At 43.6% G+C, this 20,168-nt stretch carries 19 protein-coding genes; 10 read left to right on the top strand and 9 right to left on the bottom strand.

What is annotated here, in order from left to right; all coding sequences use genetic code 11:
- Positions 1-11: 11 nt before the first annotated feature.
- A complete protein-coding gene (locus JHD45_RS11855) occupies positions 12-1,493 on the bottom strand; it encodes a coniferyl aldehyde dehydrogenase (protein WP_233407779.1) in 1,482 nt (493 codons plus the stop codon).
- A gap of 725 nt (positions 1,494-2,218) precedes the next feature.
- Between JHD45_RS11855 and JHD45_RS11850 the strand changes: the two genes are divergently transcribed.
- The 6 genes from JHD45_RS11850 (at position 2,219) to JHD45_RS11825 (ending at position 9,221) form a co-directional block, all read left to right on the top strand.
- Positions 2,219-3,088 (top strand): NAD(P)-dependent oxidoreductase, encoded by an 870-nt coding sequence (locus JHD45_RS11850; RefSeq protein ID WP_199476724.1) that lies wholly within the window; start codon positions 2,219-2,221, stop codon positions 3,086-3,088.
- Positions 3,089-3,545: 457 nt separating this feature from the next.
- Positions 3,546-5,147 carry an ABC transporter substrate-binding protein gene (locus JHD45_RS11845; RefSeq protein ID WP_199476723.1) on the top strand — a complete coding sequence of 534 codons (1,602 nt, stop codon included), beginning with the start codon at positions 3,546-3,548 and terminating at the stop codon, positions 5,145-5,147.
- 106 nt (positions 5,148-5,253) lie between these two features.
- Positions 5,254-6,264 carry an ABC transporter permease subunit gene (locus JHD45_RS11840; protein ID WP_199476722.1) on the top strand — a complete coding sequence of 337 codons (1,011 nt, stop codon included), beginning with the start codon at positions 5,254-5,256 and terminating at the stop codon, positions 6,262-6,264.
- 63 nt (positions 6,265-6,327) lie between these two features.
- Positions 6,328-7,212, top strand: a complete 885-nt coding sequence (dppC, locus tag JHD45_RS11835) for a dipeptide ABC transporter permease DppC (RefSeq protein WP_199476747.1) — start codon at positions 6,328-6,330, stop codon at positions 7,210-7,212.
- A gap of 9 nt (positions 7,213-7,221) precedes the next feature.
- Complete coding sequence (gene dppD, locus JHD45_RS11830) at positions 7,222-8,190, top strand: dipeptide ABC transporter ATP-binding protein (RefSeq protein WP_199476721.1); 969 nt, start codon at positions 7,222-7,224, stop codon at positions 8,188-8,190.
- Entirely contained in the window at positions 8,187-9,221 is a 1,035-nt protein-coding gene (locus JHD45_RS11825) for a peptide ABC transporter ATP-binding protein (protein ID WP_199476720.1), read from the top strand. The genes dppD and JHD45_RS11825 overlap by 4 nt, the downstream gene beginning before the upstream one ends.
- 231 nt (positions 9,222-9,452) lie before the next feature.
- Here the strand turns inward: JHD45_RS11825 and JHD45_RS11820 are convergent, their stop codons facing one another.
- Complete coding sequence (locus JHD45_RS11820; RefSeq protein ID WP_199476719.1) at positions 9,453-9,914, bottom strand: DUF1456 family protein; 462 nt, start codon at positions 9,912-9,914, stop codon at positions 9,453-9,455.
- A 235-nt stretch (positions 9,915-10,149) separates the two neighbouring features.
- Between JHD45_RS11820 and JHD45_RS11815 the strand changes: the two genes are divergently transcribed.
- Entirely contained in the window at positions 10,150-11,265 is a 1,116-nt protein-coding gene (locus JHD45_RS11815; RefSeq protein ID WP_199476718.1) for an acyltransferase family protein, read from the top strand.
- Positions 11,266-11,306: 41 nt separating this feature from the next.
- Here JHD45_RS11815 and JHD45_RS11810 read toward each other — a convergent pair whose 3' ends face one another.
- From JHD45_RS11810 to JHD45_RS11790, 5 genes are all read right to left on the bottom strand, one after another.
- Entirely contained in the window at positions 11,307-11,840 is a 534-nt protein-coding gene (locus tag JHD45_RS11810) for a 5' nucleotidase, NT5C type (protein ID WP_199476717.1), read from the bottom strand.
- 243 nt (positions 11,841-12,083) lie between these two features.
- A complete protein-coding gene (locus tag JHD45_RS11805; protein WP_199476716.1) occupies positions 12,084-14,075 on the bottom strand; it encodes a methyl-accepting chemotaxis protein in 1,992 nt (663 codons plus the stop codon).
- Between the two features lie 192 nt (positions 14,076-14,267).
- Positions 14,268-15,242, bottom strand: a complete 975-nt coding sequence (locus JHD45_RS11800; protein WP_199476715.1) for a hypothetical protein — start codon at positions 15,240-15,242, stop codon at positions 14,268-14,270.
- Positions 15,239-16,174: an ABC transporter ATP-binding protein gene (locus JHD45_RS11795; protein WP_199476714.1), complete on the bottom strand. Its 936-nt coding sequence runs from the start codon at positions 16,172-16,174 to the stop codon at positions 15,239-15,241. Before JHD45_RS11795 ends, JHD45_RS11800 begins: the two co-directional genes overlap by 4 nt.
- A gap of 8 nt (positions 16,175-16,182) precedes the next feature.
- Positions 16,183-16,599, bottom strand: a complete 417-nt coding sequence (locus JHD45_RS11790) for a GntR family transcriptional regulator (RefSeq protein WP_067012405.1) — start codon at positions 16,597-16,599, stop codon at positions 16,183-16,185.
- A 189-nt stretch (positions 16,600-16,788) separates the two neighbouring features.
- Between JHD45_RS11790 and JHD45_RS11785 the strand changes: the two genes are divergently transcribed.
- Positions 16,789-17,511 carry a helix-turn-helix domain-containing protein gene (locus JHD45_RS11785; RefSeq protein WP_199476713.1) on the top strand — a complete coding sequence of 241 codons (723 nt, stop codon included), beginning with the start codon at positions 16,789-16,791 and terminating at the stop codon, positions 17,509-17,511.
- A 12-nt stretch (positions 17,512-17,523) separates the two neighbouring features.
- Here JHD45_RS11785 and JHD45_RS11780 read toward each other — a convergent pair whose 3' ends face one another.
- Both JHD45_RS11780 and JHD45_RS11775 read right to left on the bottom strand, forming a co-directional pair.
- Positions 17,524-17,910 (bottom strand): hypothetical protein, encoded by a 387-nt coding sequence (locus JHD45_RS11780; RefSeq protein WP_199476712.1) that lies wholly within the window; start codon positions 17,908-17,910, stop codon positions 17,524-17,526.
- A 187-nt stretch (positions 17,911-18,097) separates the two neighbouring features.
- Positions 18,098-18,559 carry an Lrp/AsnC family transcriptional regulator gene (locus tag JHD45_RS11775; protein ID WP_199476711.1) on the bottom strand — a complete coding sequence of 154 codons (462 nt, stop codon included), beginning with the start codon at positions 18,557-18,559 and terminating at the stop codon, positions 18,098-18,100.
- Between the two features lie 157 nt (positions 18,560-18,716).
- On the opposite strand from JHD45_RS11775, the gene JHD45_RS11770 reads away from it, so the two are divergent.
- Both JHD45_RS11770 and JHD45_RS11765 read left to right on the top strand, forming a co-directional pair.
- The gene (locus JHD45_RS11770) at positions 18,717-19,658 is read left to right on the top strand and encodes a DMT family transporter (protein WP_199476710.1); all 942 of its coding nucleotides are present in this window, start codon (positions 18,717-18,719) and stop codon (positions 19,656-19,658) included.
- On the top strand, positions 19,655-20,167 hold the full coding sequence (locus JHD45_RS11765; RefSeq protein ID WP_199476709.1) for a GNAT family N-acetyltransferase: 513 nt from the start codon (positions 19,655-19,657) through the stop codon (positions 20,165-20,167). The genes JHD45_RS11770 and JHD45_RS11765 overlap by 4 nt, the downstream gene beginning before the upstream one ends.
- The last annotated feature ends 1 nt before the right edge of the window (position 20,168 follow it).

Here is a 20,168-nt window from a genome sequence, read left to right as displayed (position 1 = left end):
TGTCTTCTGCATTATAAAAAGTGCCAATACCTTTTTAATAGCTTGTGAATGTGTTTTTTATAAGGTGGCATGAGCAGATGTATCATATTCGGGCCTTTTTTATGGAGCACGGCTTTGGCATGTGAGAAGGTATGAAACCCTTCGATGGCATGATACATCCCCATACCGGACTCACCGATACCGCCAAAGGGCAAATCGGCTTGTGCCACATGTAAAAGGGTTTGGTTGATGACTAAGCCGCCACACACTATGCCTGTTTCGATCTCTTGATGTTCCTTCGCGTTTTGGCTAAACAGATAAGTCGCAAGTGGACGAGGACGTGCATTGATGTAGTCCATGGCTTCGCTTAGATCATTGTAAAGGAGTAGGGGTAAGATGGGCCCGAAGATCTCTTCTTGCATCACCTTAAGTTGCTCGTCAGGCTGGTGTAAAAGGTGAAGAGCTAATTTGTGCCCTTTCCATTTGGGGCCTTGTGGCATTAAATTTTCATAACAGATTTGCTGTTGTGCCACTTCTTCTAAGTAGCTCGTTAGCCTATTCATTTGTTTTTCATTGATTAAACAGGTGTAATCAGGGCTATCGATTCCGTTAGGATACATACGTGCAAGCGTTTGCTTCATATGGTGTATCAAAGCGGGTTTTTGTTGCCGATGACACAGTATGTAATCGGGTGCGACGCAGGTCTGTCCAGCATTGATCAATTTACCAAATAGGATACATTCAGCTGCCGTTTTTGGATTCGCCGATGGTGAGACAATGACCGGGGATTTGCCCCCTAACTCAAGGCTCACTGGGGTTAAATGTTGCGCCGCATTTGCCATAACCCGTTTGCCCACTTGGGTGGATCCAGTGAATAAAAGATGGTCAAAGGGTAATTGACTAAAGGTATTCGCGACTTCGGCTTCCCCTTCAACAAAGGCAATCCATTCCTCTCCAAGAGATTCTTCTAGTAGTAGGCGTAACACTGCATTGGTTGCAGGACAGAACTCAGACACCTTTAACATGACCCGGTTTCCTGCTGCCAACGCGCCCACTAAGGGGCCAAGAGACAGTAAAACGGGATAATTCCAAGGCGAGATAATGCCGACAACGCCCTTAGGTTGATACATCACACTGGCTTTAGCTGGGAAAATGCTAATATGGGGGCGGCGAGAGTTAGGACGCATCCAACGAGCCAAATGCCGCTTAGCATGTTTTATTTCTCCTAACGTCGGAATCAATTCAATTAGACGAGACTCTTCAGGGGCGCGTTGCCCATAATCTGACGTTAATGCTGTCAATAAGGCTTCTTCATAACGTAATAATGCCTGTTGAAGCTTAGTTAATAGCGTTAGGCGCTGGTTAAGGTTTGGAAATGGATGCATTTGGCTGTGTTTTTTTAAGGCAAAAAACGTGCTTTCTAGATGCTTATGTGGATCATCTGGATGATCCGAATCCATCGGGGCGACAGAAGATCGCTCAGTCGACGTAATCTGAGAAGCGATATTATCCATTGCGAGTCGAGGCCTCATTGTAAGTCTTATTGTTTTTCTATCACTCTAGCACAACTCTTGATATCTACCGATATGAATTATACTCATTATTAAGTGTCCGTCTGGTGTGGAAAATAAGGGATTTATAAAATCTGAAAAAATTTATCCCCAAACACCGGAGAGATAAAGATGCGCAATCTTTCACGGAAAAAAATGCGTAAACTCGTCGAATTGGCTTTCTGAAAGCTTTAACAAAGAAATAGCGAGTTGATCGGCATTGTGGGAAACCAAGCTTAGTGTTGAGGCCATAGCTATGAATTCGTTTCATTATGACGTGGGAGAATACCTCAAGGTAATAATTATAAGAGCATGATTTTTAAAAGAAAAAAATTCAGTCATTGGAAAAAGAAAGCCTGTCGGTTGATTTTCTTAGGTTTTATAGTTTTGAGTGGTCTGATGAATCTGATTGTGTTGTTGGCATTTGTGAGCGTTTTGGAAACTTTTCACGTGAGTCGTATAAAAAATACACGATTTTTATTAACGCGATGATTTTATCAGGATTGGGTGGGTGTTGAGAAAATCTTGCACAAAGTTATCCACAGGTGGGTGTGTTCAGTTTTTGTTCTTCTTGTGCTCGTATTCTTCATCAAAAGCTCTGTATGCTGTGTCTTTTAACCATCTGTGTCTCGAAAAAATCTCATCGCGGGGTATGATGAAATAAATGTAGTAGAACAAGGAGTATTTCAATGAAGGTGAGTTTTATTGGTTTGGGTACCATGGGCTATCCAATGGCTGGGCATGTTAGTAAGGCTGGTCATAGCGTGACGGTCTATAACCGAACGACCTCAAAAGCGATGCAGTGGTGCGACACTTATCGTGGTGAGTTTGCTGAAACCCCTGCATTGGCAGCGAAAGAGGCGGATATTGTTCTGACCTGTGTAGGGAACGACCATGATCTTCGAGCGGTATACCTTGGTGAGAAGGGCGCTTTTCAATTGGCAAAACCAGGCACCATTTTTATTGACCATACTACGGCGTCAGCAGATGTTGCGAAAGAGCTCCACCAAGTTGCAATGGAAAAAGGGTTTGCGTTTATGGATGCCCCCGTCTCTGGTGGCCAATCAGGGGCTGAAAACGGTGTGTTAACCGTCATGATGGGCGGTGATGAAAGTACATTAGCCGTCGCAAAACCGATTTTAGATTGTTATGCGAAAGCGACAACCTTGTTGGGGCCGGTTGGAAACGGTCAACTTGCAAAGATGGTCAATCAGATTTTGATCGCTGGAGTCTTGTCTGGCTTGTCCGAAGGCATTCGTTTTGCGCAAAAAGCAGGGCTTGATGTCGCAACGCTTGTTGATACCTTAAAGCATGGGGCCGCTGGGTCTTGGCAATTAGAAAATCGTGGTGAAACCATGGCCAAAAACGAATTTGATTTTGGTTTTGCCATCGAATGGATGCATAAAGATTTGAGTTTGTGCCTCGCTCAGGCACAAACAATGGGATTAAATATCCCATTAACCCAATCAGTCGATCAAGATTACCAAGGGCTAATGGCCGAAGGGCGTAGTCGGCAAGATACATCGGTATTGATTAAGGCGTTAGACAAAAAAGCCTAACGTGACGTCATTATTACAAAATGAAAAGCCAATAGTATATTGAAACTATTGGTTTTTTTTATCTTTTCTAATCGTTTCTTTATTGCGTTGTGATCGGGATTTTTTGCACCACTTTTGAGTGAAATTTTTCTTCATATTCATTCCATATTCATTACACGTATGAGGCATCTCGTTATTTCGATTGGTCATTGTGTAAACCTTGAGTAATCTTGACCTACGTTATTTTTCTGCAGACCGTTCAGTGGTTAGTAGAAAATAGCTAAAGGGGGCTCAAGGACGAGACAAACACCTCATTTAGGCAGGAGCCTAAATGAGGTTGTTTTATGTAGGTTCTTTCTCTCCAACTTTCTGAAAGGCGTCTATAGTTACCCTGTACCAAATCACAAAAGTAACGAGTACCTTGATTCTACTTCCCACGTGTTCCACACGATCATAATTATGCTAATGGAGAATGAAAATGAAAAAAGGGTTAGCAGCATTACCGCTTGCTATGCTGGCAGCGGGAGCGATGATGGCTTCTACAGCACAAGCGACAAGCACCTTGGTTTATTGTTCTGAAGGTAGTCCAGAAGGTTTTAACCCTTCTCTCTATTATTCTGGAACAACATTTGATGCGTCTTCCCAAGCGATTTTTAACCGTTTGATGGAATTCAAATATGGCACGACCGAAGTCGTTCCTAGTTTGGCGACGAGCTATGACGTGTCTAAAGATGGTTTAGTATACACTTTCCATTTACGCCATGGCGTGAAGTTCCAAACGACAAAAGATTTTACACCCACTCGTGATTTTAATGCGGACGATGTATTGTTCTCATTTAACCGTCAGCGTCTTGCGAGCAACCCATACCATAATGTAGGTGGCGGTTCTTACGGTTACTTTGATGATATGGGGATGGATAAACTGATCAAAAACATTGTGAAAGTCAATGACTACACAGTGAAGTTTGTCTTGAATCACCCAGAAGCGCCGTTTGTTGCGAACCTAGCAATGGATTTCGCGTCCATTTTCTCTAAACAGCAAGCTGATCAATACCTAAAAGCGGGCACTCCAGAGAAGCTAGATGAAGATCCATCAGGCACAGGGCCTTTTGAAAAAGTACAGTATCAAAAAGATTCTTTAATTCGTTATGTTGCCTTTAAAGATTACTGGAAAGGCAAGCCTAAAATTGATCGTCTTGTTTTCTCTATCACCCCAGATGCCTCTGTTCGCTATGCGAAGTTAAAAGCGGGTGAGTGTGACATAATGCCCTATCCAAACCCTGCCGATCTTAAGCAGATGGCAAAAGATCCAAATATTAAATTGCTAAGCCAAGCGGGTTTGAATGTGGGTTATCTAACGTTTAACGTTAAGAAAAAACCCTTTGGCGATGTGAAAGTACGTCAGGCATTGAACTATGCGACTGACAAAAAAGCCATTATTGATGCCGTGTTCCAAGGGGCCGGTACAGTTGCCAAAAACCCAATCCCACCAACTATGTGGTCTTATAATAACAGCATTAAGGATTATCCATATGATCCTGCGAAAGCCAAAGAGTTATTAAAAGAAGCGGGTTATCCAAATGGCTTTAGCACCACAATTTGGGCCATGCCTGTGCAACGTCCATATAACCCAAATGCGCGTCGTATGGCGGAGATTATCCAAGAAGACTGGGCAAAAGTGGGTGTGAAAGCGGAGATCGTGACGTACGAATGGGGTGAGTATTTGAAACGCGCCAAAGCGGGCGAAGCGGATACCCTACTCATTGGTTGGACGGGCGATAATGGTGACCCAGATAATTTCCTATACACTTTGCTAAGCTGTGATGCTGTGGGTGGCGGTAACTATTCTGAATGGTGTGATAAGAGCTTCGATAATCTATTAATCAAGGCGAAACGCACATCAAATATTGCAGAACGTACTAAGTACTACAAGGAAGCACAAGTTATCTTCCATAAACAGGTACCTTTTATGCCGATTGCTAACTCGACCGTTTATGAGCCAATTCGCAAAGTTGTAAAGAACTACAAAATCAATCCATTAGGCACACATGACTTCGAGTACGTCAGTAAAGAAAATTAGTCCTAATTGGATCTAGCAAAGGATGTTTGCTTGCCGGGACGCAAGCAAACATCCCACTGACCGAGCATTGCTCGATCTAGTCAAATAGCCAGAGAGCCATTTCTTTATGTTCCAGTTTATTTTTCGCCGATTAAGCCTTGTCATTCCGACGTTTCTTGGTATTACCTTGTTAACCTTTGCTTTGATTCATATGATTCCTGGGGATCCGATTGAAGTCATGGCGGGTGAGCACGGCGTATCCGCTGCACGTCATGCTGAGTTGGCTGCTCAGCTGGGTCTTGATAAGCCGCTTTACGTGCAATATTTCGACTATGTTGTCGGTATTTTACACGGCCATTTAGGGTATTCACTGGTGACTCATGATTCGGTCATGCATGAGTTTTTAACCCTATTTCCTGCCACTGTTGAGTTATCTGTTTGTGCCGCTATTTTCGCTATCTTCGTTGGATTACCTGCTGGTATTTTTGCGGCTGTTAAGCGTGGAACCATTTTTGATCACACTGTGATGACGATGTCGTTGACAGGGTATTCCATGCCGATTTTTTGGTGGGCGTTATTATTAATGCTGGTTTTCTCTGTGACATTAGGATGGACCCCCGTCTCCGGTCGGATTGATGTGGTGTACTGGATTGATAATGTCACAGGCTTTATGTTGATTGATTCTTGGCTGTCGGGTGAAAAAGGGGCGTTTATTTCGGCTGTTTCTCATCTTATTTTGCCAAGCATTGTTTTGGGTACCATTCCGATGGCGGTTATTGCCCGTATGACACGTTCGTCCATGCTGGAAGTATTAAGTGAAGACTATATTCGAACGGCCCGTGCCAAAGGGATTGCCCCTTGGCGAGTGATCATTATTCATGCGTTACGTAATGCGTTGATTCCGGTGATTACAGTGATTGGTTTACAGGTGGGTACTTTGCTGTCCGGTGCGATTTTGACGGAAACTGTCTTTGCTTGGCCAGGTATCGGTAAATGGTTGATCGAAGCCATCAGCCGGCGTGATTATCCAGTAGTGCAAGGTGGTATTCTGATTGTTGCTACCATTATCATCATTGTAAACCTGTTGGTTGATGTCGCTTATGGCATTGTTAATCCACGTATTCGACATAGCCGATAAGGAGGCGCTTTTATGACGATTCAATCAGAAGCGCAATCTGCGCAATCCAACTCAGAGACGCCAATGGTCGAGAATATGGCACCAGCGCCAAGAACCCCTTTGCGTGAGTTTTGGCACTATTTTAGTAGTAATAAAGGGGCGGTAGCTGGCTTAGCCTTTATTATCCTGATTTGTTTTTTAGCGGTGTTTGCCAATGTGGTCGCTCCCCATTCGCCGTCGGATCAGGTCCGTGATGCGTTTTTATTGCCTCCGGCTTGGTTGGATGGTGGTAATTGGTCTTATATTTTAGGGACAGACGATGTAGGGCGAGATATTTTATCTCGTTTGATTTATGGCGCTCGTTTGTCATTGGCCGTTGGTGCGTTGGCGGTTACTTTATCGTTAGTGTTAGGTATTTTACTCGGCTTAGTAGCAGGGTATTTTAAAGGTGTGATTGACATAGTCATCATGCGTTTGGTCGATATCATGCTGGCCATGCCTAGTTTATTGCTCGCCATTGCGGTGGTCGCCATCCTTGGCCCCAGTATTTTTAATGCGGCTTTGGCCATCTCGATTGTCTCTTTGCCTAACTACGTCCGTTTGACCCGGGCGGCCACCTTGAGTGAAATGTCTCGCGATTATGTCACCTCATCACGTGTGATTGGGGCGAGCCCGTTGCGTCTGATGTTTATCTGTATTCTACCAAACTGCTTGGCTCCTTTGATTGTGCAAGCCACGATGGGCTTTTCCAGCGCGATTTTGGATTTGGCGGCATTGGGCTTTTTGGGGCTTGGTGCACAGCCACCCACACCAGAATGGGGATCTATGTTGGCGAATGCGTTGCAATTTGTACAACGTGCATGGTGGGTCGTCACCTTCCCAGGCTTGATGATACTGATCACCGTATTGGCCTTTAACCTTATGGGCGATGGCTTACGCGATGCCCTTGATCCCAAGTTGAAACAGTAGGAGGTTGTGATGTCACTGTTACAGCTGGACAATTTAAGTGTGACCTTCGGCAAATTCCGTGCCGTGGATAACATCAGTTATAAAGTCGAGGAAGGGGAAGTCCTAGGCATTGTTGGGGAATCTGGCTCAGGTAAGAGTGTGAGTTCATTGGCGATTATGGGGTTGATCGATTTCCCTGGCAAAGTTACCGCCGATCAGTTGTCGTTCGATGGTAAAGATCTACAAGCCATGCCAGAGAAGCAACGTCGTAAGCTGACTGGCTCGGACATTGCGATGATCTTCCAAGATCCAATGACCAGTTTGAATCCATGTTTTACCGTGGGTTACCAGATCATCGAAGCGCTCAAAACACACCAAGGTGGCAGTAAAAAAGAGCTAAAAAAACGGGCCGTTGAATTGCTAACTCAAGTGGGGATTCCCGCTCCAGAATCGCGTTTGGACAATTATCCTCATCAACTGTCTGGGGGAATGAGTCAACGGGTGATGATCGCTATGGCGATTGCTTGTAATCCTCGTTTGCTGGTGGCAGATGAACCCACCACAGCCCTAGACGTGACCATTCAGGCCCAGATTATTGATTTGCTAATAGAGTTGCAGCGCAAAAAGAAAATGGGATTGGTATTGATTACCCATGACTTGGCGTTGGTGGCGGAGGTTGCTCATCGTGTTATCGTTATGTATGCAGGCCAAATCGTTGAGTCTGGTCCTGCTGCCGAGGTATTCAGCACGCCTAGGCACCCATATACGCAAGCGTTGTTAGCATCTTTACCTGAGTCCGCTTCAGGAAAAGCCCGACTAGATGCCTTGCCTGGTGTGGTACCAGGTCAATATGATCGTCCACAAGGATGTTTGCTAAGCCCTCGTTGCCCTTATGCAACGGATCACTGTCGCAAAGAGGAACCTGAGAACCAAGGTTCACTGAATCGACAAGTGAAATGTCACACGCCACTCGATACACAAGGGAGACCTGCCGCATGAGTAAAACAAACGTTGCTGACAGTGCGCTAATTCTAAAAGCAGAGGGTCTGAAACAGCATTATCATGTAAAGCAAGGCATGTTTAAGCCTGAAGCCGTGGTGAAAGCGGTGGATGGGGTGAGCTTTAATCTGGAAAAAGGTAAAACGCTGGCCGTAGTAGGGGAATCTGGCTGCGGTAAATCGACCCTAGGTCGTATGCTGACCATGATCGAAACACCGACTGATGGTCAATTGGGCTACCTAGGGCAGAACTTGCTGACGTTAAGCAAGAGCGCGCAGACTAAGTTGCGTCAGAAAATTCAGATTATTTTTCAGAACCCCTATGGTTCGCTGAATCCGCGTAAGAAAATCGGTTCAATTCTCGAAGAACCTTTGGTGATTAATACAGACTTACCCAAAGCAGATCGTAAAGCCAAAGCCATTTCCATGATGGAAAAAGTGGGACTCAAAGCGGAGCATTATGATCGCTATCCCCATATGTTCTCTGGTGGTCAGCGTCAGCGTATTGCCATTGCTCGCGGTTTGATGCTGGATCCCCATGTCATTGTGGCTGATGAGCCGGTCTCTGCGCTGGACGTATCGGTGCAAGCACAAGTACTCAACTTAATGATGGACTTGCAAGAAGAGTTTGGGTTGAGCTATGTGTTCATTTCCCACGATCTATCGGTTGTAGAGCATATTGCAGACGATGTGATGGTGATGTATTTAGGAAAAGTAGTTGAGCAAGGCACGTGTGAACAATTGTTCGACAACCCGAAACATCCTTATACCTTAGCTCTACTGTCTAGTACGCCGCAGCTATCGCCTGAAAAGCGTCGCTTACGTATTAAGCTAGAAGGGGAGTTACCGTCACCATTGAATCCACCTTCTGGTTGTGCATTCCATGGGCGTTGCCGCTTTGCGAATGAACGTTGTAAAAGTGAAACACCCGTGTTGAAACTGGATAGCTACGACGAATCAGAACAAGGCCATTTAATTGCTTGCCATGCTGTAGAAGAAGACCGCATTAATCTGGCTGAAGAAGTGGCATAACACGATAACAATAGGTTAGCAGGATATATATGACAAACGCCCGAAAGGGCGTTTTTTTGTTTTCCATAAAAAGTCATTTTATACACCTATGCTGGCATCCTATATATTCTACAACTTATGATAAAAACGTATTTATAATTCTGCTTTTTAAAGGCTGTGTTTATAACAGTCCTTTTGGTTTATCTAAGCAAGTATTTAAAATTATCATTTTGTATATGTCATGAAAAATGACTACTCTGGACGAAACTTTCGTTGCAGTCCTAGGATAAAGTTACGCAGGATTTGATCCTTGCATTCACGGTAGTGTTTGTTATCTGGCTTGCGAAAAAAAGCGCTTAGCTCGTGCTTGCTCATGTTGAATTCGGCTAATTGCATGATGTCTAAAATGTCTTCTGCTTTTAAGTTAAGGGCAATGCGTAGCTTCATAAAAATGGCATTATTGTTTAAACGCTTCTCTGGAATGGGTTGCTCTCCTTCGCGTTTACCGCGCTTTACGTTGATAAAGCCATTTAAAAAGGTAGCCAGCTCCTGATCCGCCATAGACGTGTAACCTTCTTCACCTTCTTTTGTCATCCAAGCAACAATTTGATCGCGCGTGACGCTGCTGTCTGCTGCGGAAAATATTTCTTTCACATAAGCGTCTTTCAGAGAGAAGGTATAACGGAGGCGGCGTAAAATATCATTGTTTGTCAAAATAAAGTCCTAGTGTTAGGTAAGCGAGATATGGATACAGGGGGAATGAGATAGGGATATTTTAGCAGGTTTCGTCATACATCCCGATGTTTTTTATTAAAAATCTTAATAATTTGCAAACATCACGTAGGCATTGCATGGTGACAGTAAAATATTCATTTATTGAAAAATAGTTGTTGATTCTAGGTGAGACTAAAGACTTAATACGGGAATCTCTTATGTATGGAGGTTTCTTGTGAAAACATTTGAGCATTCAATGCCCATGGGGGCAGGCATTGAAAACACCAGCCCTTCTAAAGTCAGTAAAGTCGCGAGAGTAACGGAGTTTGATTATCTACGTGGGATAGCCATCATTTTGATTGTGCTAGGCCATTCTATTACCAATAGTAATCATGGTTTTCCCGTTTGGTTGGAAAATATACTGCGTGGTGGAACTGGGGTCTTTGTGTTCATTTCGGGCTTTTTCTTCCATCATGTTTTTTCTCAGAGCTTCAACTTCCAGAATTTTATGGGTAAAAAATGTCGCAATGTATTGGTGCCATTTTTGGCCGTATCGGCATTTGCCATAGTGGTCAATTTTTTTGGTTTCATGTGGATTGATGGCGTTTCTTTTGGTAAGGCGTTAGCGCTTTGCGGTAAGGTGTTGGAGCGCGGCTATGTCCTGTTTCCTCACTGGTACATTCCTTTCATTATGGCCACCTTTTTGTGTTCTGGACTGCATTTTCGTTATTTGAAACTGTCGGTGTTTTCCCAATTATCGATTCTAATGACCTTCTCAGTGGTGGCTTTGGTGATTCAACGGCCAGAAGCGAATGTGAATGTCTTACAGTCGGTGGTGTATTTCACGCCTTTTTATTTAATGGGTATGTTGTATTCTCAGCACTTGGACTGGATGAAGCAGAACTATCGTTATTTTCTTATTGCTGCCTTAGTAACAGTCTTGTTGACCATATGGCTTCAGTCCAGCGTTTTTTTCCACGTTGGGGATTACCATAAAAAGGCCTTTGAATGGCGTGGAATAGACTTGCAGTTTATTCAAAAAGTAGGGCTATGTATTTTACTGGTGGGGTTTTGCCGGCATTGGGTCAGTGAACGCTTAGGAAAGCATTTAACCATGATTGCAGGGATCAGCTTTGCGATTTTCTTTTTGCATCCGCTGCTGGGAATGATGTGGGGAAACACAAAATATTTCCTTTTGCATTTTGGTTATATTCAGCCAAATACAACCCTTTGGTATAGTTTGGTGTCGTCAGTCGTGTTGTTTGCCTTTCAGTTTTATGGCACTGTGTGGTTGATTCGTCACTTGAAACGACTCTTTGGTTCCAAGAGCCGTTTGCTGATCGGCGCATAAATGCTGTTTAATCCTACTCCCTTGCCTGGAGCAAGGGAGTATTAATCTAAACGCAGCGTTTCTAGAATTTCTTTCCAGCTATAAACGCGTTGGAATCCTGTTGCATGCATATTATGAAAGGCATGAAATAACAGACCTTCTCCATCAAAAGTTGCTAAGTGTTTTGGGGTATCATCGATGAGGTAGTCTGCATTAATAATGCTTTTGTCTCCACAAAAGACATAATTAAGTTCATGAATAAAGGGAAAATGTTGTTTTAGCCATTCATACTTAGCTTGAAAAGACGTTGGGTATTCCATTGCAGCAGTGACAAAGAAGATATCATATTGCTCGGAGAGCGTTTTGATGGAGTCAATGGCATCATCAAAGACTACTAGGTCACGAAAAAAATCAGGGTGATGAGGGTAGGATTTTACGGCCGCCACGTGCTCTTCTGGAATCACATGGTAAATACGTTTGCCTGCGGTTTCTTCTTTGGTAAGCTGAGCGCCAAACTGTTTGTTATACCATTCTATATGACGTAACAAACTGTCACAGACCGTTTCGTCCATATCAATCGCTATACGTTTTCTCATACCTTACTCCGGTTCGTATATTTAGCCTACTACCTATTAACCTTACTACTAAAGGGTGGCTTTGCTTAATAAATTTTAAGCTTCTATTGTGACATAGAGAATAAACACCCTGGGTTATTTTAGCTGTTTGCTTGTATCTTGCAGAAAGACTGGGGTAACACTTAGCATCAAGTGATGTGTACTAATGACTGAGGTATTTATGACAGCCTACCAAGTAATGGAAGGCTGTCATGTCAACAGGTTTTATTTAATGGTGTAAGAGCTGATTTCGTTAAGCACATTGTCAAAACGTTGTTTCGCCAGATTTGCTTCTTGATCTGTATTGGTGACTATATTAAGAATGTTTTGCGAACGTTCATTAATGTTCTGAATATTTTTATTGATTTCCTCTGATACTTGAGATTGCTCTTCTGATGCCGTAGCGACTCGCTCGATGGTTTGTGTGATGTTTTCAATGGAGGTAAACAGCTCTTGCATCATATGGACATTATCCTCAATCACAGTTGAAGTGCCAGTTGCCATATTGGTACATTGTTCCATGGATTGTAAGGCGTCTTTTCCCGAGTCAACAAGGGCCTGTATCATGGTGCGAATCTCTTCTGTTGAGCCTTGAGTCCGCTGGGCTAGAGTCCTGACCTCGTCTGCGACAACGGCAAAACCTCGACCCTGTTCTCCTGCTCTGGCTGCTTCGATGGCGGCGTTTAATGCTAATAAGTTGGTTTGCTCGGCGATGGCTTCGATGGTTTGTAAAATGCTGCTAATTTGTTCAGTATGAGTCGTGACCGATTGCACTGCTTTGTAGCCGCCCTCTATCTCAGAGGATAGATTTGAAATGGAATCCAGAATGGTTTGCATTCGTTGCGATCCTTGCAGGCTTTGTTTTCGAATGTTTTCTGTATCGTCTGCGGCGGATTGCATATCTTGAGAGATCGTGCCACTGGTTTGTGACATTTGGTTGACGGCTGATGCCATTAGGTCGGTTTGGTGAAATTGATCTTTTGTCTCTTGCAGGGCGTTGCGAGAGAATTGGCTTAGCTCATCCATGCTGTTTTTGGATTCGATTGCCATGCCCATCATGGCGTCAAATGATCCTTTTAAATGGTCTAAATGCGCATTTAAATATTGGATAATTTCACCCAGTTCATCAGCGGATTTGTTTTCAATGCGACCAAGTAAGTTACGCTGAGTCGAAATGTTGGATAGGACTTGGCTAATTTGCTTGACGCGTCTGGTTAGGGAGCGCGTGAGAACATAAGACAGCCAAAGAATCGGCAGAATCAGTATGGTAAAAACAATAATCAGCGCATTTCGATAATAAACACTCTGCGTGGTGAGGTCGTGACTCAGTGCATAGATTTGAGTACTGATTTTATCGGCGACGGCTTTTATTAAGCCAATTTTCGTAGTGGCCAAGTCAAACCAATTAGCAGGGCCATTAACGACAGTGAGGTTTTTTTGTTTAAGAAAGTCACTGGTGACTTGATCCACTTTTTTCCATGCCTCGTTCTCGGTGGCCGTCTTTAGCATGGCTAATTGTTTCTCGGATGCCATGGCTTTGAAGTGCTCTAATTGGAGTGTTTCATTGTCAATGAAAGCGGCAATTTGTGATTGGCGTTTGGGGGTGGTGGTTTTAGCGGCAAATACACCATTTAACGCCCCGCGATATTGGCCTACTCGTTCTTTCATCCATAACAGGTTTAAGCGTGCCTCTAGCGTCTTGGCGATGTCTCTATTATTAATGTTTAAAATGGCATACTGAATCGCATCTAATGCGCTTTGATTGACTTTAGAATAAAAATTAAAGGCGTTATTGTCGGGCGCTAGGCTATCGACTTTTTGACGAATGGTGTTTTTATCCGTTAGAACGTTGAGTACATGATCCCGATAGCTATTCAGCTGAGCGGTGCTTAGCTCTTGGAAGGCGTCTGGCTGAACATCTCTCAAGGCGGCTTCAGCTTGATCCGCTTTTAGGCGCTGAGCCATTAAAGCGTCTTTGCCTTTTTTGCCTTGGCTGCCTAAAAAACCGGCGCTTAAGCCCCGTTCCACTGCGAAATTATGGGCAACGTTATCTAATAAAGTAGAAAGTTTTACCATGTCTTCGGCAGTTCGCCCTTCATCGACTTGTTTGTTCAGGTCTATTACTAAAATGGCGACAACGAGAACGGCAAACAAAGAAGGGATGATACCAATAAAGGTAATGGCGCTGGATAGCTTTAGTTTAGAAAATGTAAACACCTTGTTATTACTCCCTGTGATCCTAAAAACAAGCTTAGTAAAGGTTGAATATTTTTTCACCTGTAATGTTGGAATTAATAAGGGGGGAAGCCATAAAAAAACATCCTAGTCGTCCTATGTTTATAGGATGGCTAGGATGTTTTGAGTAATTAAGGCTTTGGTGGTTAGCTTGCTTCGTATTGGTGTGTTGCCCTAATTTTCAAAGCGATTTTCCCGTAGCCATACGGTTGCGTAAAGTAGTCCAGCGCTAGCAGCCAAACCAAGCCAGCATTGCACACTGGATAGCACATTCTGAATATGGTACCAGCCTGACACATTGAGCATGTTCTGCTCTGTCCTCGGGTCACTCACATTGATGTAGGAGCCGATAATTTGAGAAATATGGTGACTTCCCAAGACGGTATACTCAATAAGTACTAATGCCAATAAGGGTAGGACAAGGTACAGAAAGGGCGTTTTCTTGGCGCTCGCGGAGACCAATAAAACCCAACCGATAAAAGGCAACATCCATATAGAAGTGGCAAGATAGCTGCCTAAAAATGACCAGGCCGTAGCAAGTACCGCTTGAGGCTGAAAGAGTAAGTCGGGATGATGTACGCTGCTAAAGAATGACCAGATTGTCATGAAGAGCAGATAAAACAGGTTGTAAGCCGATGCAGCTAGCCAGGCAGTGGCAGGAATAATGAACGCCGCTATAAAGGCTTTCGTGAGAACATTCTGCCATTCGCTGACGGGCATGGATTTCCAAAACAAAATACTTTTGTCTTTGCGATCGGTAAATAGGCAAGACAGTAGGTAAATTAGGCCAATCAGCCAAGCCAGATGATCAAATGCAATATAAGGTAGGGCTGGCAAAAGCGACATCGCCGGGTTTTGTTCTAACATGGTCGCAGGATTTTGCGTTGTCATGTCGGTAATGTTTGAAAGACCGTTTATACCTTTGTGGTAGATAAAGGATTGTTGCTGACCATCGGAAGAAAATGAGTAGAACGACATCATGCCGTCGTGTTGCGAGATAAACTGGCCACCTTGGACAACATCGCGTCCAGCCAGTCCCGCAAGAATGGTTAGTACGACACAAATAGTCAAGACCACTAAAGGTGTTGTGATCAGTGCGCCTTTGTGTTCCCACAATTCGCGTTTAATTTGTATTAGATAGCGGTTCACTGTCCTGCCTCCTTCCATTGCATGTTAGATACCGTGCTTTCGTCATGGCGTCTCTCGTTGGCTGAACTGACTTTTGCCACGAACAGGTCGGCAATAGACGGCGTGTGGAGTTTACCAAAAGCGGCGAGTGTTTCAGGGTCAACGCCTTCGAATAATAAACTGGCCCCACCAAGGCGAGTTTCTTCGTAAATAGGTTGAAACCCTGCCTCCAAGACCTGATGTCGGCCCTCTGTCGAAACGGAGAGTTGGCAGAATCGCTGGCTAATGTCGTCCATTGAGCTGTCGAGTACCAAATGTCCACGGTCAATAAACAACACATCCGTTAACAGGTTTTCGACTTCTTCTACTTGGTGGGTGGTGATTAAAATGGTCTTTTGTTCGTCAAAATAATCTTCCAATAGACTGGAGTAGAATTGTTTTCGGTACATAATATCGAGCCCTAATGTGGGTTCGTCCAATACCAATAGTTTGCTATCGATCGCCATAACGAGAGCCAAGTGCAGTTGGGTGACCATGCCTTTGGATAAGGCTTTAATGCGACTTTTGGGGTTGATTGTGGTTTTTGCCAGAAACGCTTGAGCTTTTTCTCGGTTGAACCTTGGATGCACTCCTGCTACATAATCGATTGCTTGGTGTACTTTAAGCCATGAAGGTAAAATGGCGGTGTCAGCGATAAAGCTCACCTGCTCCAATAATTTTGTGCGCTCTTTCATTGGTTTAAGACCCAAGACACTTAGCCCACCGTCTAGTGTGCTCAACCCTAAAATGCCTTTTAACAGGCTGGTCTTGCCAGCCCCATTGGGACCAATTAAACCGACAATTCGCCCAGGCAAGACGCGAAAGCTCACATCGTTTAAGGCTTTGAAGTCGCCATATTGTTTGTGTAAACCTTGTGCCTCGATGATCGCGGCATGGTTTGTTGTTGTCTTCATAATCATACCTATTCGCTGTCTTTTTGTAGACGAAGTTGATCTACCGTGATGTCGTTTAAGGGAGGTGTTTCCAGTGATAACTGCTCAATTAGTTCGTTGGTGCTAATATCTAATAGAGTTAAGCGTTGTTTTAATTTGGGGATTTCTGACTGAAAGAAGAGTGCTCTTTCTGCGTGTAAAATTCGCGCACGGGCGCCACCAAGAATAAACATACCCATACCGCGTCGTTTTTCGACGAGCTTTTCTTCAACCAGTGACTGATAGGCTTTTGATACCGTTAAGTGGTTGATTTGATAGCTGGTGGAAACCGCCCGAACAGAGGGTAGTGCTTCGCCTTCACGTAACTCTCCTGCAAGTATCAAGCTCACCATGCGATCACGCACTTGGCGATAAATGGGTTGTTCGTCGTTCCATTGCTCTTGCATAGGGGCTCTCTTCTGTTTGGTTTCGCGATGGGTAAGTCGCGTTTTAATAAACCAGTTAAATATAGTGTTATATATAACTATAACACCATGTTAGCATTTGGCAATACTAATATTCGAGTGGTTCTTATTGGCTTGCCACTCCTTAAGGCCTATTGTCATACTAACGGTTTAGAACAGTGCGGAATCATCATGAAGATGCTTAATCACGTTATCCAGTACTATGAGTCACGGCAAACAACGCAATCTCATGAACACAGTGTGTACCAGTGGGTCTACGTGCATGAAGGTTCAGGGATAATTTCCACAGAAGACGGCGGATTTTTACTGTTAACTGGGCAACTAGTGTATATTCCTGCTTATGTCTCCCATGAGTTTATTGCACTCAAAAACAGTTGTCTTAGTTTGATTTTTTCAGGCCAGGACGTTGCTACTCCTCCTATCCAATCGATTGGTTTATTGGCAAGTCATACATTATGGACTCAATTGATGGCGTACTTGCGGCACAATCAACCACATCTAACGCAAGCATTATGGCAACACTATGATGCTATTTTACTGGACCAGCTTGCCCGTTTTACCCCGTTGCAAGGGTATCGCCTATCGTCTGGCTGTGTGGATCTGCGACTATTGAATGTTATCGAATCCCTCTCTCATAGTGTGAGCATCAAGACATCATTAGCGTCGGTGAGTCAGCAAAGTGGAGCATCAGAACGCACACTTAATCGACTGTTTGCCGAGCAGTTGAATACTACTTACCAAGCGTTTCGCTATCAGCTTGTCATGCAAAAAGCACAACAAGCGTATGAACAGGGCGAAAGCGTTACTAACATCGCTTTTGATCTGGGTTATAAAAGCTTATCGGCTTTTTCTAGGGCATTTCTAGACTATCAAAAATCAATGAAGCCTTGTTAAAGCCTGGTTGTCTTATCGAGAACCTATGTTTTTCTCATGGTTTGGTCCTGATAATAGACAGGTCAGTTCTTCCGTGCGTTGCAATTTATTCTCAGCAAAGATAAATAGGCCAACTACTTTTATCTTAATATTTTCTCCAGCTTTGGTCTGAGCGGTGACCGTATGGCTAGAATGGACTTTATTGCCTTCACTAATCATCTGGTCGAAACTCACCTCACAATGATGTAAATGCGCTTTTAATGACTGAATATGTGTGACAAAGTCGCTGAAGTTTAGCGTCTTATTATCAACCCATTGTTGATAGTCTAAGGTGAAATACTCAGCAAGCTGAGCCTTATCGATTGTGGTGGAAGTTAAAACGTCCGTAAATATTTGCTCTAGTCGTTTGGTTAGTTGCATGGTCTTGTCCTCATCATGGAAAATGCCAGTCTACGATAAGGAAGCAAGTCTGATTGCTGACTTCTCGCCAAACGATACACTTTGCTCGCCAAGTTGAGATGATGATTTGCTATCGCCAATGTACAAAACGGATGGACGAAAAACAAAACGCTCACCATCTCGTTATTGGCCATATTAATAGAGGTCGTTAAATGAGTAGTCGTCGTTTGACTGGTGTCGATTTCACAATGGCTGTATTGGTATCGGCTAACTCAGAGACTTGGTCAAGAATGGGATCTAATTGACTAATGTCTTTTAAATACAGACGAGCGATATAACAATCATCCCCAGTCACCTTGTCGCATTCAACAAATTCAGGAATCGATTGGATCAGAGCTTCTAGAGCTTTGAGTTTGCCCGGAAGTTGGCGCATTCGTACAATTGCCATTAAGCTATAGCCTAAAACCACAGGGTTCACTTCCACTCGATAGCCAGAGATGACACCACTTTCTTCCAGTCGTTTTAATCGTTCGTTGACACTTGGCGCAGTCATACCCACTGCCCGTGCAAGTTCTGTAACAGGGGTTCTCGCATTCGTATAAAGTTGTTCAATCAGCTTGCTATCAATACCATCCAAGATGGTTTTTTCTTTTTTAAGGTTATTTCGCATTTTTCCCTCTAATAAGTATGGCTATGTTGTTGATTTGTCTTTTTATAAGTCTGCCAAGGTGGCTTCCTTCATTTTATTCTATTCACCATAAACCAGTTCCCTTAAAAAGAGAATGCATTCAGTGTTCTACCGTGAGGGGCAAGAACCGAGGTCTATTATGAAACATTCAAATCATACGATAAGCAGTTTAGAGCTGACTTTTGCCATGATACTGTCTGGCACCATTGGTTATTTTGTGATTAGTTCGGGTCAGGTATTTTGGAATGTGGTGTTTTTTCGTTGTGTGATTGGTGCAATGGTTTTAGGCGGATATGCCTATTTTTCAGGCTTGATTCGTGCCGAGTTTTTCCAGCCCAGGGTACTGTTATTGATTGTGTTAGGCGGTATTACCTTAGTAGGAAACTGGGTATTGCTATTTGCTTCGTTCAATTATATTCCGTTTTCTATTGCGACCGTTGCCTACCATATGCAACCTTTGTTTTTGGTGTTAGCGGGCACATTAATCACCCGAGAGAAGCCGCCAATCTCCCTACTTGTTTGGCTAGCCTTAGCATTTGTCGGCTTGGTGTTAATCGTAGAACTTAATCCTCATGAGATACATGAGCTTTTTATCGGTGACTTAAATCGAACCGATTCTTCTGCGTTATTCGGTTTATTACTCGCCTTGGGTGCTGCATTACTTTATACCGCGACGACACTCATTACAAAAAAAGTCAGTCAAGTGCCTTCCACTTTTGTGGCATTGGTACAGGTGATCGTTGGTATTCTCATGCTCTTGCCTTTTGCTGACTTCGACAACTTACCAACGCAAACTAGTCAATGGTTAGATTTATTGATTCTTGGGGCGATACTAACAGGGTTTATGTACATCATCATGTACGACAGCTTTCAAAAATTGCCGACTAGCCTGATTGCTTTGCTGTCGTTTATTTATCCGATTACGGCATTGTTTGTCGACCATTTTGCGTTTTCGACACATATCAGTGTAATGCAAATACTGGGGGTCATTATGATTTTGATTGCTGTCAGTGCTGTAAAGTTTCATTGGAGGTTGCCGTTGAGCGTCTCTAAGAAAAGTATGAGGGAGAAGAAGTTATGAGACAGATAAAGGAAGTATTCGAAGATCAAGCCGACGTGATCGCCTATATCATTCGTGAGGCGAATCGACCTGTTGCTAAACGTTTTGCAATAAACCAAGACAATTGCCCAAAGCATCCCTCTTTTTGCGAGGGCAGTTGGGTCGAGCAGGATTTTAAACGAGGTGAGCGCTATTTTGTCTGCATTGACAATCAACAGCCAGTTGCTTGTGTGGCGTATGACATTCCCACTCAGACCAATCGCGTTCGTAAAGCCTACTTGAACCGATTGTCAGTGTTACCTGAGTGGCAACACAAAGGCATCGGGGCGCAACTTGTCGAGCGCATTATCGAGCAGGCGAGAGCTGATGAGCTTGAATTGATCAGCATTGGCGTGATTGGCAAACACTCAGAGTTACAAGATTGGTATGAACAGTTTGGCTTTGTAAAAGGCGAAACTAAACAGTTCGATCACCTGCCTTTTTCTGTTACTTATATGGCATGTTATCTTGCTTCATTGCTAGATAAATAGG

Origin of the sequence: Marinomonas spartinae, assembly GCF_016461715.1 — a bacterium.
Taxonomy (GTDB): Bacteria; Pseudomonadota; Gammaproteobacteria; order Pseudomonadales; family Marinomonadaceae; genus Marinomonas; species Marinomonas spartinae_A.
Note: the sequence above shows the minus strand (reverse complement) of the source record. Positions and strands in the feature narration are given on the sequence as shown.

Bases quoted from the DNA above. Each gene is read 5' to 3' on its own strand.
- JHD45_RS11840 (WP_199476722.1), top strand. From the start codon at position 5,254: ATGTTCCAGTTTATTTTTCGCCGATTAAGCCTTGTCATTCCGACGTTT.
- JHD45_RS11770 (WP_199476710.1), top strand. From the start codon at position 18,717: ATGAAACATTCAAATCATACGATAAGCAGTTTAGAGCTGACTTTTGCC.
- dppD (WP_199476721.1), top strand. From the start codon at position 7,222: ATGTCACTGTTACAGCTGGACAATTTAAGTGTGACCTTCGGCAAATTC.
- JHD45_RS11765 (WP_199476709.1), top strand. From the start codon at position 19,655: ATGAGACAGATAAAGGAAGTATTCGAAGATCAAGCCGACGTGATCGCC.
- JHD45_RS11825 (WP_199476720.1), top strand. From the start codon at position 8,187: ATGAGTAAAACAAACGTTGCTGACAGTGCGCTAATTCTAAAAGCAGAG.
- JHD45_RS11855 (WP_233407779.1), bottom strand. From the start codon at position 1,493: ATGGATAATATCGCTTCTCAGATTACGTCGACTGAGCGATCTTCTGTC.
- JHD45_RS11810 (WP_199476717.1), bottom strand. From the start codon at position 11,840: ATGAGAAAACGTATAGCGATTGATATGGACGAAACGGTCTGTGACAGT.
- JHD45_RS11775 (WP_199476711.1), bottom strand. From the start codon at position 18,559: ATGCGAAATAACCTTAAAAAAGAAAAAACCATCTTGGATGGTATTGAT.
- JHD45_RS11780 (WP_199476712.1), bottom strand. From the start codon at position 17,910: ATGCAACTAACCAAACGACTAGAGCAAATATTTACGGACGTTTTAACT.
- dppC (WP_199476747.1), top strand. From the start codon at position 6,328: ATGGTCGAGAATATGGCACCAGCGCCAAGAACCCCTTTGCGTGAGTTT.
- JHD45_RS11845 (WP_199476723.1), top strand. From the start codon at position 3,546: ATGAAAAAAGGGTTAGCAGCATTACCGCTTGCTATGCTGGCAGCGGGA.
- JHD45_RS11850 (WP_199476724.1), top strand. From the start codon at position 2,219: ATGAAGGTGAGTTTTATTGGTTTGGGTACCATGGGCTATCCAATGGCT.
- JHD45_RS11785 (WP_199476713.1), top strand. From the start codon at position 16,789: ATGAAGATGCTTAATCACGTTATCCAGTACTATGAGTCACGGCAAACA.
- JHD45_RS11795 (WP_199476714.1), bottom strand. From the start codon at position 16,174: ATGAAGACAACAACAAACCATGCCGCGATCATCGAGGCACAAGGTTTA.
- JHD45_RS11790 (WP_067012405.1), bottom strand. From the start codon at position 16,599: ATGCAAGAGCAATGGAACGACGAACAACCCATTTATCGCCAAGTGCGT.